Origin of the sequence: Propionibacterium ruminifibrarum (genome assembly GCF_900289195.1) — a bacterium.
In the GTDB taxonomy this organism is placed as follows: Bacteria; Actinomycetota; Actinomycetes; order Propionibacteriales; family Propionibacteriaceae; genus Propionibacterium; species Propionibacterium ruminifibrarum.
Map to the genome: position 1 here is coordinate 24,065 of NZ_OMOH01000012.1, position 14,048 is coordinate 38,112.

General features: G+C 69.9%; 13 protein-coding genes. 9 read left to right on the forward strand and 4 right to left on the reverse strand.

Features of this window, described 5'->3' with window-relative positions; genetic code table 11:
• The first annotated feature begins 103 nt into the window (after positions 1–103).
• The 9 genes from uvrC to PROPJV5_RS11280 all read left to right on the forward strand — a co-directional run bounded on the left by uvrC (position 104) and on the right by PROPJV5_RS11280 (position 9,178).
• On the forward strand, positions 104–2,044 hold the full coding sequence (uvrC, locus tag PROPJV5_RS11240) for an excinuclease ABC subunit UvrC (RefSeq protein ID WP_119716454.1): 1,941 nt from the start codon (positions 104–106) through the stop codon (positions 2,042–2,044).
• A gap of 96 nt (positions 2,045–2,140) precedes the next feature.
• Positions 2,141–3,022, forward strand: coding sequence for an RNase adapter RapZ (rapZ, locus tag PROPJV5_RS11245; protein WP_420812734.1), 882 nt, complete (start codon positions 2,141–2,143; stop codon positions 3,020–3,022).
• Positions 3,023–3,032: 10 nt separating this feature from the next.
• A complete protein-coding gene (locus PROPJV5_RS11250) occupies positions 3,033–4,007 on the forward strand; it encodes a gluconeogenesis factor YvcK family protein (RefSeq protein ID WP_119716456.1) in 975 nt (324 codons plus the stop codon).
• Between the two features lie 51 nt (positions 4,008–4,058).
• Positions 4,059–5,045 carry a DNA-binding protein WhiA gene (gene whiA, locus PROPJV5_RS11255; protein WP_119716457.1) on the forward strand — a complete coding sequence of 329 codons (987 nt, stop codon included), beginning with the start codon at positions 4,059–4,061 and terminating at the stop codon, positions 5,043–5,045.
• Between the two features lie 234 nt (positions 5,046–5,279).
• The gene (gap, locus tag PROPJV5_RS11260; protein WP_119716458.1) at positions 5,280–6,284 is read left to right on the forward strand and encodes a type I glyceraldehyde-3-phosphate dehydrogenase; all 1,005 of its coding nucleotides are present in this window, start codon (positions 5,280–5,282) and stop codon (positions 6,282–6,284) included.
• 94 nt (positions 6,285–6,378) lie between these two features.
• Complete coding sequence (locus PROPJV5_RS11265; protein WP_119716459.1) at positions 6,379–7,590, forward strand: phosphoglycerate kinase; 1,212 nt, start codon at positions 6,379–6,381, stop codon at positions 7,588–7,590.
• 4 nt (positions 7,591–7,594) lie between these two features.
• On the forward strand, positions 7,595–8,383 hold the full coding sequence (gene tpiA, locus PROPJV5_RS11270; RefSeq protein ID WP_119716493.1) for a triose-phosphate isomerase: 789 nt from the start codon (positions 7,595–7,597) through the stop codon (positions 8,381–8,383).
• Between the two features lie 150 nt (positions 8,384–8,533).
• On the forward strand, positions 8,534–8,779 hold the full coding sequence (gene secG / locus PROPJV5_RS11275; RefSeq protein WP_119161095.1) for a preprotein translocase subunit SecG: 246 nt from the start codon (positions 8,534–8,536) through the stop codon (positions 8,777–8,779).
• Between the two features lie 42 nt (positions 8,780–8,821).
• A complete protein-coding gene (locus PROPJV5_RS11280) occupies positions 8,822–9,178 on the forward strand; it encodes an RNA polymerase-binding protein RbpA (protein WP_119716460.1) in 357 nt (118 codons plus the stop codon).
• A 55-nt stretch (positions 9,179–9,233) separates the two neighbouring features.
• On the opposite strand, the gene pgl is transcribed toward PROPJV5_RS11280, so the two are convergent.
• Genes pgl through pdxR form a run of 4 tightly spaced genes read right to left on the reverse strand, consistent with a single transcriptional unit; the run spans position 9,234 to position 13,969 of the window.
• Positions 9,234–9,977, reverse strand: a complete 744-nt coding sequence (pgl, locus tag PROPJV5_RS11285; protein ID WP_119716461.1) for a 6-phosphogluconolactonase — start codon at positions 9,975–9,977, stop codon at positions 9,234–9,236.
• Complete coding sequence (locus tag PROPJV5_RS11290; RefSeq protein WP_119716462.1) at positions 9,974–10,882, reverse strand: glucose-6-phosphate dehydrogenase assembly protein OpcA; 909 nt, start codon at positions 10,880–10,882, stop codon at positions 9,974–9,976. The genes pgl and PROPJV5_RS11290 overlap by 4 nt, the downstream gene beginning before the upstream one ends.
• Positions 10,883–10,895: 13 nt before the next feature.
• Complete coding sequence (gene zwf, locus PROPJV5_RS11295) at positions 10,896–12,437, reverse strand: glucose-6-phosphate dehydrogenase (protein WP_119716463.1); 1,542 nt, start codon at positions 12,435–12,437, stop codon at positions 10,896–10,898.
• Positions 12,434–13,969 carry a MocR-like pyridoxine biosynthesis transcription factor PdxR gene (gene pdxR, locus PROPJV5_RS11300; RefSeq protein WP_119716464.1) on the reverse strand — a complete coding sequence of 512 codons (1,536 nt, stop codon included), beginning with the start codon at positions 13,967–13,969 and terminating at the stop codon, positions 12,434–12,436. Before pdxR ends, zwf begins: the two co-directional genes overlap by 4 nt.
• Between the last annotated feature and the right edge of the window lie 79 nt (positions 13,970–14,048).

A 14,048-nucleotide genomic window follows, 5' to 3' on the forward strand; every position in this document is an offset into this window, starting at 1 on the left:
CGCTCTCGGGCCGGACGGTCCACATCTCGTGCCGGTGCGGCTGAGGCCCTGACCGTCCCGCTCACGACCGGACCGTCGCGGGTTCCTCGGTAACCTGGCAGGCATGGCCGATCCGTCCACCTACCGCCCCGCGCCGGGCCAGATCCCCACCAACCCGGGGGTCTACCGGTTCAGCGACGCGCACGGCCAGGTGATCTACGTCGGCAAGGCCAAGAACCTGCGCAACCGCCTGAACTCCTACTTCCAGGACGTCTCCGCGCTGCACCCGCGCACCCAGACGATGGTGCGCACGGCCAGCCGGGTCGAGTGGACGGTGGTGCAGAACGAACTGGAGTCCCTGCAGCTCGAGTACACCTGGATCAAGCACTACAGGCCGCGGTTCAACATCAAGTACCGCGACGACAAGACCTACCCCTGGCTGTGCGTCAGCTGGAGCGAGGAGTACCCGCGCGTCTTCGTCGGCCGGGGCGCAAAGCACAAGGGCTGGCGCTACTACGGCCCCTTCGGCAAGGCCTGGGCGATCCGTGAGACGGTCGACATGCTGCTGCACGTCTTCCCGATGCGTTCGTGCACGAAGGGCGTCTTCAACTCGGCCCAGTCCAGCGGGCGGCCCTGCCTGCTCGGCTACATCGGCAAGTGCTCGGCGCCGTGCGTGGGCCGGGTGAGCGCCGACGAGCACCGCGAGATCGCCGCCGACTTCTGCGCCTTCATGGAGGGACACACCCGGCGCCTCGAGAAGAAGATGACCGAGCAGATGACCCGGGCCGCCGCCGAGGAGAACTTCGAGCGCGCCGCCGTGCTGCGCGACTCGCTCGCCGCGCTCGCCGAGGCGAGCGAACGCAACGCCATCGTGCTGCCCGAGGGAACCGACGCCGACGTCATCGCCCTGGCCCTCGACCCGCTCGAGGTCGCCGTCCAGGTCTTCCACGTGCGTGCCGGGCGGGTGCGCGGCGAACGCTCCTGGGTCGCCGACCGGGCCGACGACGCCGGCGAGGGCGAGCTGGTCGAGTCATTCCTGCTCAGCCTCTACGCCGACTCGGCGGTGCCGCGCGAGGTGCTCGTCCCGGCCCTGCCGCCCGACGCCGAGGCCCTGACCGATCTGCTGAGCGCCCAGCGCGGCTCGGCCGTGCACCTGCACGTCCCCCGGCGCGGCGACAAGCGCGTCCTCATGGACACGGTCGCGCAGAACGCCGCCCAGGCGCTGGCCCGGCACAAGACCAGGCGCTCGTCCGACCTGGAGACCCGCAACCGCGCGCTGGCCGAACTGGCCGAGCTGCTCGACCTGCCCGAGGCGCCGCTGCGCATCGAGGGCTACGACATCTCGCACCTGCAGGGCACGCAGGTGGTCGGGTCGATGGTCGTGTTCGAGGACGGCATGGCCCGCAAGAGCGAGTACCGCCGTTTCGTCATCAAGAGCTTCGAGGGCTCGGACGACCTGCGTGCCATGGACGAGGTGCTCTCGCGCCGCTTCACCCGCCTGCTCAACGACCGCGCCGCGATGAAGGACGCGGGCCCCGGCGGCGGCCTCATCGACCCCGACACCGGGCGGCCGCTCAAGTTCGCCTACGCCCCCTCGCTCGTCGTCATCGACGGCGGCCCGCTGCAGGTCGAGGCGGCCCAGCACGCCATCGACGAGCTGGGCGTCGACGAGGTCCGGGTCATCGGCCTTGCCAAGCGCCTGGAGGAGGTCTGGCTGCCCGGCGAGGAGTACCCCCTGATCCTGCCGCGCAGCTCGGAGGGCCTGTACCTCCTGCAGCGCGTGCGTGACGAGTCGCACCGCTTCGCCATCACCCACCACCGCCAGCGCCGCTCCAAGGCGATGGTCGAGTCGGTGCTCGACCAGGTGCCGGGCCTGGGCCAGGTGCGCCGGGCAACGCTGCTCAAGCGCTACGGCTCGCTGAAGAAGCTGCGCGCCGCCACCGTCGAGGAGATCGCGGAGCTGCCCGGCATCGGTCCGGCGACCGCCGAGGCCATCGTGGCCCGCCTGGCGGCCGACGACACGGCCCCGGCCGTCAACATGTCGACCGGCGAGATCCTCGAGTAGGCGTCCCACCCGGGTGACCGCCGAGTGCCGTCCACGGCCGGGCGGGGCGCGCCGATGGCCGAGACGGCCTCTGGCCATAATGGAGCCGTGAGTGATCTGCCAGCACCCGCCCGCACCCTTCCCAAGGCACCGCGCACCGTCATCATCACCGGCATGTCCGGTGCCGGGCGGCGCACCTGCGCCCACGCCATGGAGGACCTCGGCTGGTTCGTCGTCGACAACCTTCCCCCGTCGATGCTCCCCGAACTCATCGGCACCGCCGACGACTCGGGCCTGGGCCGCCTCGCCGTCGGCCTCGACGTGCGCGGCCGTGAGATGTTCGACCAGCTGCCCGCCGTCTTCTCCCGGCTGCGCGAGCGGGGCATCTCGCCGGAGATCTGCTTCCTCGAGGCCAGCGACGAGGCCATCGTCCGCCGTCAGGAGTCCAGCCGCCGCCCGCTGCCGCTCCAGGGCGACGGCCGGCTGCTGGCCGGCATCGAGAAGGAACGCCGGATGCTCTCGGACCTGCGTGCCAGCGCGGATCTGGTCATCGACACCTCCCGCCTCACCGTGCACCAGCTGGCCGCCCGCGTCGCCCACGCCTACGGCGGCGACGAGGCCGGCACCCTGCGGGTGCAGGTCATGAGTTTCGGGTTCAAGAACGGTGTGCCACTGGACGCCGATTTCGTGTTCGACGTGCGTTTCCTGCCCAACCCGCACTGGGTTCCCGAGCTGCGCCCGCAGACCGGCCTGTCCGAGGCGGTCAGCGGCTACGTGCTGGCCCAGGAGGGCGCGAACGAGTTCCTCGACGACCTGCAGGGCATGTTCCGCATCGTCGCCCCCGGCTACCTGCGTGAGGGCAAACGGCAGGTCACCGTCGCCATCGGGTGCACCGGGGGCAAGCATCGTTCAACGGCCATGACCGAGGCGACCGCCAGCCGGTTGCGCGAGGAGGGGATGCAGGTGAGCGTCCTGCACCGCGATCTCGGTCTCGAATGAGGAGGACGTGATGAGTGACCCAGGCGATCTGCCCAAGGTTGTCGCCCTCGGGGGAGGGCACGGCCTCTCCTCGTCGCTGGCCGCCCTGCGAAAGGTGACCGACAACCTCACCGCCGTTGTCACGGTCGCCGACGACGGCGGCTCGTCGGGGCGGCTGCGGTCCGAGCTCGGCGGCCTGCCGCCGGGCGACCTGCGGATGGCTCTCGCCGCCCTGTGCGGCGACGACCACAACGGACGGCGCTGGGCCACCGTGCTGCAGCAGCGCTACCGCTCCGAGGGCCCCCTCAACGGGCACGCCATCGGCAATCTGCTCATCGAGGGCGTCTGGCAGACGATCGGCGACCCGGTCGCCGGCCTCGACATGGTCGCCGAACTGGTCGACGCCCGGGGGCGGGTGCTGCCCGCCTCGACGATCCCGCTCGACATCGAGGCGGACGTGCTCGGTCTCGACCTCGAGTTCCCCGCGGAGGTCCAGGTCGTGCACGGCCAGCACGAGGTCGCCGTGACGCGCGGCCTGGTGCAGGCGATCCGTCTGCTGCCCGACGACCCGCCGGCCTGCCCGCAGGCGCTGGCGGCCATCGCCGAGGCCGACTACATCGTGCTCGGTCCCGGCTCCTGGTTCACCTCCGTGCTGCCGCACCTGATGATCCCGGAACTGGCCAGGGCGATCATCGAGGCCAAGGCGCACAAGGTACTCACCCTGAACGTCACGGCCGGCTCCGAGACCGCCGGCTTCTCACCGACCCGCCACATGGAGCTGCTCGGCGAACACGCCCCCGGCCTGCGCCTGGACACCGTCATCGCCGACGAGACCTTCACCCGCGAGGACGAGACCCTCGAGGGCGCCTGCGCCGGCTTCGGGGCGCGCCTGGTCGTCGACGACGTCGCCATGCACGACAACACGGCGCGTCACGACCGCCTGCGCCTGGCCGCCGTCTACAGCGAGATCATGCTCGGCCTGCGCCACGGGCGGCCGGACGTTTGAGCCCGGCTGCGTAGTCTGGTGGGGGTTGACGCCGAACAGGGGAGCGAGCAGATGGCACTGACACAGCAGGTGAAGTCCGAGCTGGCCACGGTCGCCGTGCTCAAACCGGAGTCACGCCGGGCCGAGATCGCCTCGATGCTGCGTTTCGCCGGGGGCATCCACCTGGTCAGCGGCCACATCGTCATCGAGAGCGAGTTCGACACGGGCAGCGCGGCCCGCAGGCTGCGCGCCGGCGTCCGCGACCTGTACGACTTCGACTGCGACATCATCGTGGTGAACTCCTCGGGCATGCGTCGCGGCACCCGCTACGTCGTCCGGCAGGTGCGGCACGGTGAGGACCTGGCCCGGCTGACCGGTCTCATCGGTGCCCGCCGACGGCCTGTGCGAGGTCTGCCCGCCCAGATCGTCGGCGGCTCCCTCGAGGATCAGGTGGCCGCCTGGCGGGGCGCCTTCCTGGCCCGCGGCACGCTCACCGAGCCGGGCCGTTCGATGGCTCTCGAGATCACCTGCCCCAGTTCCGAGTCCGCGCTGGCCCTGGTCGGCGCCGCCCGCCGTCTCGGCATCAGCGCCAAGTCACGGGAGGTGCGCCAGAGCGACCGTGTCGTCGTTCGCGACGGCGACGCCATCTCCTCGTTGCTCACCCGCATGGGCGCCCACGAGTCCGTGCTCGCCTGGGAGGAGCGACGCATGCGCCGCGAGGTGCGCGCCAGCGCCAATCGCCTCGCCAACTTCGACGACGCGAACCTGCGCCGTTCGGCGCGCGCCGCCGTCACCGCCAGCGCGCGTGTCGAGCGCGCCCTGGAGATCCTCGGCGAGGACATCCCCGACCATCTTCGCTCGGCCGGCGAGCTGCGCCTGGCCCATCGTGACGCGTCCCTGGAGGAACTCGGCCAGCTGCACGTCCCACCGCTGACGAAGGACGCGGTGGCCGGCCGGATCAGGCGCCTGCTCGCCCTGGCCGACAAGACGGCGAACGAGTGCGGCATCCCCACCACGACGGCGGCCCTGACCCCCGAGATGCTCGCCGGCGACGCATGATCCTCGCAGACCGGCCCGGGCGCCCGGGTCGGTTCGGGGCTCGGCGCGGCCAGGGGGCCACGGTGCGGTGCGCGCCGGGTGGCCCGCAGGCCAATCCTGGTGTCCCGCCGAATCCCAGGGACTGAACCCATGGGAACGAACCGCCCGGTCGGATAAGATCAGCTGTGTCCGCGCCTGGGGCCGGGCGACGCCGGGTGGCCAGGCATCATGACCTGTCGAAGGAGAATCGACTTTATGACCGTCAAGGTTGGTATCAATGGGTTCGGCCGCATCGGCCGCAACTTCTTCCGTGCGATGATCGAGCAGGGGGCCGATCTCGACATCGTCGCAGTCAATGACTTGACTGACACCAAGACTCTCGCCCACCTACTCAAGTACGACTCGATCCTCGGCCGCTTCGCCGGCGAGGTCGACTATGACGACAGCAACATCATCGTCAACGGCAAGGTCATCAAGGTCTGCTCCGAACGCAACCCTGCCGATCTGCCCTGGAAGGAGCTCGGTGTCGAGGTCGTCGTCGAGTCGACCGGCCTGTTCACCGACGGTGAGAAGGCCAAGGCCCACATCGACGCCGGCGCCAAGAAGGTCATCATCTCCGCCCCGGCCAAGAACATCGACGGCACCTTCGTCATGGGTGTGAACGACACGGAGTACGACCCGGCCACCCAGAACATCATCTCGAACGCCTCCTGCACCACCAACTGCCTGGCCCCGCTGGCCAAGATCCTGCAGAACAAGTTCGGCATCGAGCGTGGCATCATGACCACGATCCACTCCTACACCGGTGACCAGCGCATCCTCGACGCCCCCCACAAGGACCTGCGTCGCGCCCGCGCCGCCGCGCTCAACATGATCCCCACCAAGACCGGCGCCGCCCAGGCCGTCGCCCTCGTCCTGCCCGAGCTCAAGGGCAAGTTCGACGGTCTCGCCGTCCGCGTCCCCACCCCGACCGGCTCGCTGACCGACCTCTCGTTCATCCCGAGCCGTGAGGTCACCGTCGAGGAGATCAACGCCGCCGTCAAGGAGGCCGCCGAGGGCGAGCTCAAGGGCATCGTCGAGTACACCGAGGACCCGATCGTCTCCACCGACATCCAGGGCGATCCGCACACCAGCATCTTCGACGCCTCCGAGACCAAGGTCATCGGCAACCTCGTCAAGGTGCTCAGCTGGTACGACAACGAGTGGGGCTACTCCAACAGCCTCGTCAGCCTGACCAAGCTCGTCTGCGACAAGCTCTGAGCATCCCGAGCACACACATCGTGAAGAACAGGGCGCGTCGGCTCAGGCTGACGCGCCCTGTTCGCCCATGAACGACCAATCCAGGAGTTGCCCAGTGAAGACTGTCTCCCAGCTCGGCGATCTGCGCGGCAAGCGCGTCGTGATCCGCTGTGACTTCAACGTGCCGCTGAACGGCACCACCATCACCGACGACGGCCGTATCCGTGCCGCCCTGCCCACCCTGAAGGCCCTCCTCGGCGCCGGTGCCAGAGTCACCGCGCTCGCCCACCTGGGCCGCCCCAAGGGTGAGGTCAATCCCAAGTTCTCCCTCGCCCCCGTCGCCGCCCGCCTCGGTGAACTGCTCGGCCAGGACGTGAAGTTCGCCACGGACACGGTCGGCGAATCTGCCCAGGCGACCAGTGCCGCCCTGACCGACGGCCAGATCGCGCTCGTCGAAAACGTCCGCTTCGAGCCCGGCGAGACCAGCAAGGTCGACGCCGAGCGCGAGGCCCTGGCCGCCAAGTACGCCCAGCTCGGGGAGATCTTCGTCTCCGACGGCTTCGGTGTCGTCCACCGCAAGCAGGCCAGTGTGTACGACCTGGCCAAGTTGCTGCCGAACGCCGCGGGCGAGCTCGTCGCCAAGGAGGTCGAGGTCCTGTCGAGGCTCACCACCGATCCCGAGCGGCCCTATGTCGTCGTCCTCGGCGGCGCGAAGGTCGCCGACAAGCTGGCCGTCATCGACAACCTGCTCTCGGTCGCCGACACGCTCGTCATCGTCGGCGGCATGGCCTACACCTTCCTCAAGGCGCAGGGGCATGAGGTCGGCAATTCGATCCTCGACGAGTCCAAGGTCGAGACCTGCCGCGAATACCTGGCCCGCGCCGAGGCCACCGGGAAGAAGATCCTGCTGCCCACCGACGTCGTGACGGCCGCCGGCATGGACTTCGACGCCCGCAAGGCCCTCGGCGAGGTCACGGTCGTCCCCGCCGACGCCATCGGACCCCAGCGCGAGGGCCTCGACGTCGGCCCCGAGACGGTCCAGGCCATCGCCGCGGAGATCGCGGGCGCCAGGACCGTCTTCTGGAACGGCCCCGCCGGCGTCTCCGAGATCGCCGACTTCGCCGAGGGGACCAAGGGGATCGCCGAGGCCCTGGCCTCCAGCGACGCCTTCTCCGTCATCGGCGGCGGTGACTCCGCCGCCGCAGTGCGCACCTTCGGTTACTCAGACGATCAATTCGGCTGGATCTCCACCGGTGGCGGCGCCTCGCTCGAGTACCTCGAAGGCAAGGAACTGCCGGGCCTGGCAGTTCTGGAAGGGAATGACTGACATCATGGCACGCAAGCCGATCATGGCCGGTAACTGGAAGATGAACATGAACCACGTCGACGCCGTCGGCCTGGTCCAGAAACTGGCCTTCACGCTCCAGGACAAGGGCTACGACCCGGACGCCTCCGAATGCGTCGTCATCCCCCCGTTCACCGACATCCGCACCGTTCAGACCCTCGTCGAGGGCGACAAGCTCCCGATCGTCTACGGCGCCCAGGACGTCTCGGAACACGATGATGGCGCCTACACCGGCGACATCAGCGCCGACATGCTCGCCAAGCTCGGCTGCACCTATGTGGTCATCGGGCATTCCGAGCGCCGCCAGTACCACGGCGAGACGGACGAGATCGTCAACGCCAAGGCCGTCAAGGCCCTCTCCAAGGGGCTCACACCGATCATCTGCGTCGGCGAGTCCCTGGACGTCCGCAAGGCCGGCCAGCACGTCGAGTTCACCGTCAACCAGGTCAAGGGGGCGCTCGCCGGCATCCCGGCCGAGCAGGTCGCCGGTCTCGTCATCGCCTACGAGCCCATCTGGGCCATCGGCACGGGCGAGGTCGCCACGCCCGAGGACGCCCAGGAGGTCTGCGGCGCCATCCGCGCGGCCGTCACCGACCTGTACGACGAGGCCACCGGCGATGCGGTGCGCATCCAGTACGGCGGCTCTGTCAAGCCCGGTTCCGTGGCCGCCATCATGGCCAAGCCCGACATCGATGGTGCGCTCGTCGGCGGCGCCAGCCTGAAGCCGGACGACTTCGCGGCCATCGTCCGCTTCTACGCCATGGCCCAGGCCTGACGAAGATCAGAACACCGGGGGCGCCCAGGCATCTGCCGGGCGCCCCCGGTGTTCTGCGTGTGCCCCGCCGATCCGCCCGTCCCGCCAGGCGGTCGTGCCATCAGCCCTTGCGCCGTGGGATAAAATCGCCTGGTGATGCTAGTTCCGCTCATGACATGGCCCATCACGACGTTGTCCATCGTGCTCGTGGTGCTGAGCTTCACCCTCACCGCCTTCATCCTTCTGCACAGAAGCCGCGGCGGTGGTCTGTCGGATCTGTTCGGCGGCGGTATGACCACCTCGACGAGTGGCACGTCCTCCGCCGAGCGCATGCTCGACAGACTCACGATCATCATCGGTCTGCTGTGGGTGGCCTGCATCCTCGGCCTGCTCACGCTGTATCGCGTGACGGCCTGAGCCGATCCACACACGCATCCCCCTCGTTAGGAGCATTCAGCTGTGGCCAGTGGCAGCGCAATCCGTGGCAGCCGTGTCGGTGCCGGTCCGATGGGCGAGGCCGAGCGTGGCGAGGCCGCGCCCCGCATCCAGGTCTCGTACTACTGCGCCAACGGGCACGTGACGTGTCCCTCGTTCGCGGAGGAGGCCGAGGTCCCCGAGGGCTGGGAGTGCACGAGATGCGGCCTGCCCGCCAGTCAGGACCGGCAGAACCCGCCCCCGCCCCCGAAGAACACCCCGTACAAGACCCACCTGGCCTATGTGAAGGAGCGGCGCAGCGACAAGGAGGCGGCGGCCATCCTCAAGGAGGCCCTGGCCAACCTCAAGGAGCGTCGGCGCAGCGGCGAGGTCATCTACTGATCTCGCCCGGATTCCCGTTCTCCCGCCCGGTGATGGTGCTCCCGCCTCAGGGCCGTCACAGGTCGCACCGGTAGTAGGGCACCTGCGCCGCCGCGGCCCGGTCGACGAACCATGTCGTCCTGGCCGTGCCGCGCACCTGGGCCGCGGGGGTGCGCGGGTCGCCCCGGAGCGTGTCGGCCAGGCAGCCGGCGATCCCCGCACCGCTGGCCAGGCCCCAGATCTGGCGGGACCTGTTGATCGCGTTGTAGGTCAGCGTGATCTGCTCCGGGGGCCCTTCGGGGGCGTCGGTGACGCCCATCGCCAGCAGGTTGAGGTTGTTCTGAGCCGTGAAGCTCGGATGGCGCGGGAAGATCGAGGCCACCCGGCCGCCCAGACCCAGCTCGAGCAGGCAGATGTCGAACACCGTCGCGCCGAGCTCCTTGGCGTAGATGTACGCGGCGTCATCGGGGTCAGCGGAACCGTTCGAACTCGGCATGGCATGGATGTTCGACGGCGGCACCGCGAGGGCCCCGCCCAGGACCCCCAGCGTCGCCAGCGAGTTGCGTGAGGTGTCGGCCGTGGCGACGAAGGCCTCGGAACTCCACCACAGGTGCAGGCCCGACGGGTCGATGCTGCCCGAGCGGGCCAGCGTGGCCAGGTGCCCGCACACCATCCGTTCGGCCCGGCCACCGCACAGGCACAGGTGGGCCGTGCCACGTTCGGCCTGGGCCTGGGTCAGCGAGTTCACCAGGTGCTTGCTCACCTCGCCGGCGAGCTCACTCTCGTCCGCATAACGCAGGACGTACGGGAGGCTGTTCATCGTCGAGACCTCTCGGCCAGTCGTGCCAGTGCCTGGGCGAGGATCACGTCGGGGTCGAGCCTGCGCAACTCCTCGCTCAGCAACGCCACCGTGCCACGGCGGCCCAGTGCCGCCGTGCGTACCGGCTGGTTCGGGATGATGAAGGAGGCGTCGGCCGGCTTCGTGCGGCGCACCGCCAGCTCGCCGGCCTCGGTCTGCAGGCGGACAGCCGTCAGACCCGGGCCCATCGAGGTCCTGACCTCGACCGGTACGCCCAGGCGGGCGTCGAGCCAGGCCGCGAACAACTCGGCCGGTGCGTTGTCGGCGGCGGCCTCGACGACGGCGGACTGGACGGGTAGGCGACACTGGTCGAGAGCCGAGGCCACGAGGGCCCGCCAGCGCGTCAGACGGGTCCAGGACAGGTCGGTGTCGGCGCCGCTGTGCTCGCCATTGGCCCGGGCCACCAGGGCGGCGACCGGGTCGTCCGCATTGGCCGCATCGGTGATGCGGCGCTGGGCCAGTGCGCCAATGGGGTCCATGCCGGGCAACTCGGGCCCGCGGCCGGGCCACCAGGCGATGACCGGCAGGTCGGGCAACAGCAGCGGCAGAACGACCGAGTCGCCGTGACCGACGAGATCGCCGGTCAGCCGCAGGGTGATCATGTCGCCGGGGGTTCCCTCGCCGACCCGGATCTCGGCGTCCATGGCAGTGGGCCTGTCCCTGCTGCCCTCGATGACGACGATGATCCGTGAGGGGTGCTCGATGGCAGTGGCCTGCGCGGCGTCGAAGGCGTCGGAGTACTGACGCGTGGTGCTGACGACGATGAGCGTCATGACCAGGCCGGATGCGGCACCGGTGGAACGGCGGGCGGCGAGCGCCCGGGAGGCCACCTCGGCCGAACTGGTGTTGGTGAGTTCGATGATCATCTCTTCAGACTCCCTAGGGGCGACGCCAGACGAAACCGTCATTGGCCAGCATGCGGGCGCCGCCGGCCGGCCCCCACGTGCCGGACGTGTACTGCTCCGGCCGTCCCCGGGTCGCCCAGTGCGCCAGGACCGGGTCGAGCAGCTTCCACGAGAGCTCGACCTCCTCCTGCTGCGGGAAGAGCGGTGGCTCGCCGAGCAGGACGTCGAGGATGAGCCGTTCGTAGGCCTCGGGGCTCGTCTCGTTGAACGAGTCGGCGTAGGCGAAGTCCATGCTGACCTGGCGGATCTCCATCGCCGTGGCCGGCACCTTGGCGCCGAAATGCATCGAGACGCCCTCATCCGGCTGGATGCGCAGGACGAGCGCGTTGGTGCCGAGCTCGCGTGTCTCGGTGTTGTTGAACGGGAGATGCGGGGCGCGCTTGAACATGAGCGCGATCTCGGTGACACGGCGCGGCATGCGTTTGGCGGCGCGCAGGTAGAACGGCACCCCGGCCCAGCGGCGGGTGTCGATGTCGAAGCGGACGGCGGCGTAGGTCTCGGTGACCGAGTCGGGCGCGATGCCCTCCTCGTCGAGGTAGCCGATGACACTGCTGCCGCCCTGCCACCCGGCTGCGTACTGACCGCGCGCGGTGTGGGCGTCCAGATCCGCGGGCACGCGGGTCGCGGCGAGGACCTTCTGCTTCTCGATGCGCAGTTGGGTGGCGTCGAAGCTGTTCGGTTCCTCCATGGCGGTCAGGGCCATCAGCTGGAGCAGGTGGTTCTGGATGACGTCCCGGGCCGCGCCGATGCCGTCGTAGTAGCCCGCCCGGCCCCCGATGCCGATGTCCTCGGCCATTGTGATCTGTACGTGGCTGACGTAGTTGTTGTTCCAGATGGGCTCGAACATCTGGTTCGAGAACCGCAGGGCCAGCAGGTTCTGGACGGTCTCCTTGCCCAGGTAGTGGTCGATGCGGAAGACCGACTCGGCCGGGAAGGCCTTGGACAGGGTGGCGTACAGCTCGCGCGAGCTGGCCAGGTCGTGGCCGAACGGTTTCTCGATGACGACCCGCTTCCAGCCGGTCGACTGGTCGGTCATCCGGTGACTGGTGAGCTGGTCGATGACCACCCCGAACCTGCTCGGGGGCACCGACAGGTAGAAGGCGTGGTTGCCGCCCGTGCCCTGCCGGGCGTCCAACTCGTCGAGCGTGTCGTGCAGGCGCTCGAAGGTGCTGCCGTCGTCGAAGTCCCCCCAGACGAATCGGATGCCGGCGACGAGTTGCTTCCACGTCTCGTCGTTGAAGGGTGTCCGGGCGTTCTCCTGCACGTACCCCTTGACGATCTCGGCGAACTGGGTGTCGGTGTAGTCGCGACGCGCCACGCCGACCAGGCCGAATCCCGGCGGCAGCAGGCCGCGGTTGGCGAGGTCGTAGACGGCGGGCAGGAGCTTCTTGCGCGACAGGTCGCCGCTCACACCGAAGAAGACGAGTGCACAGGGCCCCGCGATGTGGGGCATGCGGCTGTCCTCCGGGTCGTAGAGCGGATTCACCCACTCCTGGGGGGTTGCAGCTGCGTTCATGGAGTCCTTTCGCAGGATGAGGAACGAACTCCAAGACTAGCCCGCACGGCCGGGGTCTCCCAGTCGCCCCCGCCGTCGTCACGCGTGCGGGTCCCCGCGTCCCACGCCGCGTCGCCGCAGGCCGCGGCGATCGCCGTCACCGCCCGCTCCAGCTGGGGCACCGGCACGCCGGCGAAACCGAAGACGATGCCCTGCTCGCCGCCTGCCGTGCCCCAGCGGCCGGCCAGGTCGCCCACCAGGACACCACGGTCCTCGGCGGCCCGGATGACCCTCGCGCCCGGCGCGTCGGTGAGGACGATGGCCTGCAGGCCACTCACCAGGGGAGCCAGCCGCGCTCCGGGCGCGTCGGCGAGGTGCTCCATGACGACGTTGCGGCGCGACCGGTAGCGGCGCCTCATCCGCTGGATGTGCCGCCGCAGTTCCCCGCTGGCCAGGTACTCGGCCAGGGCCTGCTGGACGATCGTGCCGGAGGCCGGGCCGAGAGCCCGCCGGTGATCCAGCAGGGCCTCCAGCAGATTGGCGGGAGCCACTGCGTAACCGGTTGCCAGAGCCGGTGAGAGCACCGTCGAGAACGTGCCGAGTGTGAGGACGCAGCCCGCCTCGGGGTCGTCGAGGCTGGCCAGCGGCGGCAGCGGCATGCCGACGTAGCGCAGCTCTGAGTCGTAGTCGTCCTCGATGACGAGCACCCGGCCGGCCTGCGCCCAGGCCAGCAGCTCCTGGCGGCGGCGGGCCGACAGCACGCCGCCGTGCGGGTACTGGTGGCTGGGGGTGACGATGACCGCGTCGAGTTGCGCGGGGTCCGGCAGCCGGTCGGTGACCAGACCCTGGTCGTCGGCCGTCAGGGCGATGGTCTCGTGTCCCAGCGCCGCGGGCAGCAGGGACAGCGCGGGGTGGCCGGGGCGTTCGACGCCGATCGTCAGCCGGCCCGGCCCCTCACCTGTGGAGCCCCGGCGCCGGGCCGAGAGGGCGCCGAGCGCGAGGGTGAGCCCCTCGCGGGCGCCGGCCGTGATGAGCACCTGGTCGGGCGGGCACACCAGTGACCGCATGAGGCGCAGGTGTTCGGCGATCTCGATGCGCAGGGCCGCGAGCCCGGCGGGGTCCGTGGTTGCCGCGGGTCTGGACAGCGCTTCCCGCCACGCGCGCCGCCAGGGCGGGGAGTCGACGGCCGAGATGTCCGGGTGACCCGGGCGAAGATCGAGCACGTCACCGGCCGGGGTCCCGTCGCCGTGCCCCGGGCGAGTCTGCGGGCGGGGCCCCGGGCTCCGCGCCACGATCTGCGCCACATGGGTGCCCGAACCCCGGGCCGCGGTCAGATAGCCCTCCGCCTCGAGCTGGTCGAAGGCCGTCACGACGGTGCCGCGGGCCACCCCCAGCTCGGCGGCCAGGGCACGTGTCGAGGGCAGGGCGTCTCCCGCCACGAGAGTGCCCGCCTCGATGAGGTCCCGTGTGCCGGTGACGATCTGGCGTGTCAGCGGCACCGGGAGACTGCGGTCGAGGGTGAGCGGGGGATGGACCACCAGATCGTTGCGCATGGCATCACTGTCTCACCGAGGACAAGAAGTGGTCCATCGAGAATGGCTGGATTTGGATCTTGCAGTGGTCCAGTTGGCG

Excerpts from the sequence above, each read along its gene's own strand:
- uvrC (WP_119716454.1), top strand. The coding sequence starts at position 104 with ATGGCCGATCCGTCCACCTACCGCCCCGCGCCGGGCCAGATCCCCACC.
- PROPJV5_RS11250 (WP_119716456.1), top strand. The coding sequence starts at position 3,033 with ATGAGTGACCCAGGCGATCTGCCCAAGGTTGTCGCCCTCGGGGGAGGG.
- whiA (WP_119716457.1), top strand. The coding sequence starts at position 4,059 with ATGGCACTGACACAGCAGGTGAAGTCCGAGCTGGCCACGGTCGCCGTG.
- gap (WP_119716458.1), top strand. The coding sequence starts at position 5,280 with ATGACCGTCAAGGTTGGTATCAATGGGTTCGGCCGCATCGGCCGCAAC.
- tpiA (WP_119716493.1), top strand. The coding sequence starts at position 7,595 with ATGGCACGCAAGCCGATCATGGCCGGTAACTGGAAGATGAACATGAAC.
- secG (WP_119161095.1), top strand. The coding sequence starts at position 8,534 with ATGACATGGCCCATCACGACGTTGTCCATCGTGCTCGTGGTGCTGAGC.
- pgl (WP_119716461.1), bottom strand. The coding sequence starts at position 9,977 with ATGAACAGCCTCCCGTACGTCCTGCGTTATGCGGACGAGAGTGAGCTC.
- PROPJV5_RS11290 (WP_119716462.1), bottom strand. The coding sequence starts at position 10,882 with ATGATCATCGAACTCACCAACACCAGTTCGGCCGAGGTGGCCTCCCGG.
- zwf (WP_119716463.1), bottom strand. The coding sequence starts at position 12,437 with ATGAACGCAGCTGCAACCCCCCAGGAGTGGGTGAATCCGCTCTACGAC.
- pdxR (WP_119716464.1), bottom strand. The coding sequence starts at position 13,969 with ATGCGCAACGATCTGGTGGTCCATCCCCCGCTCACCCTCGACCGCAGT.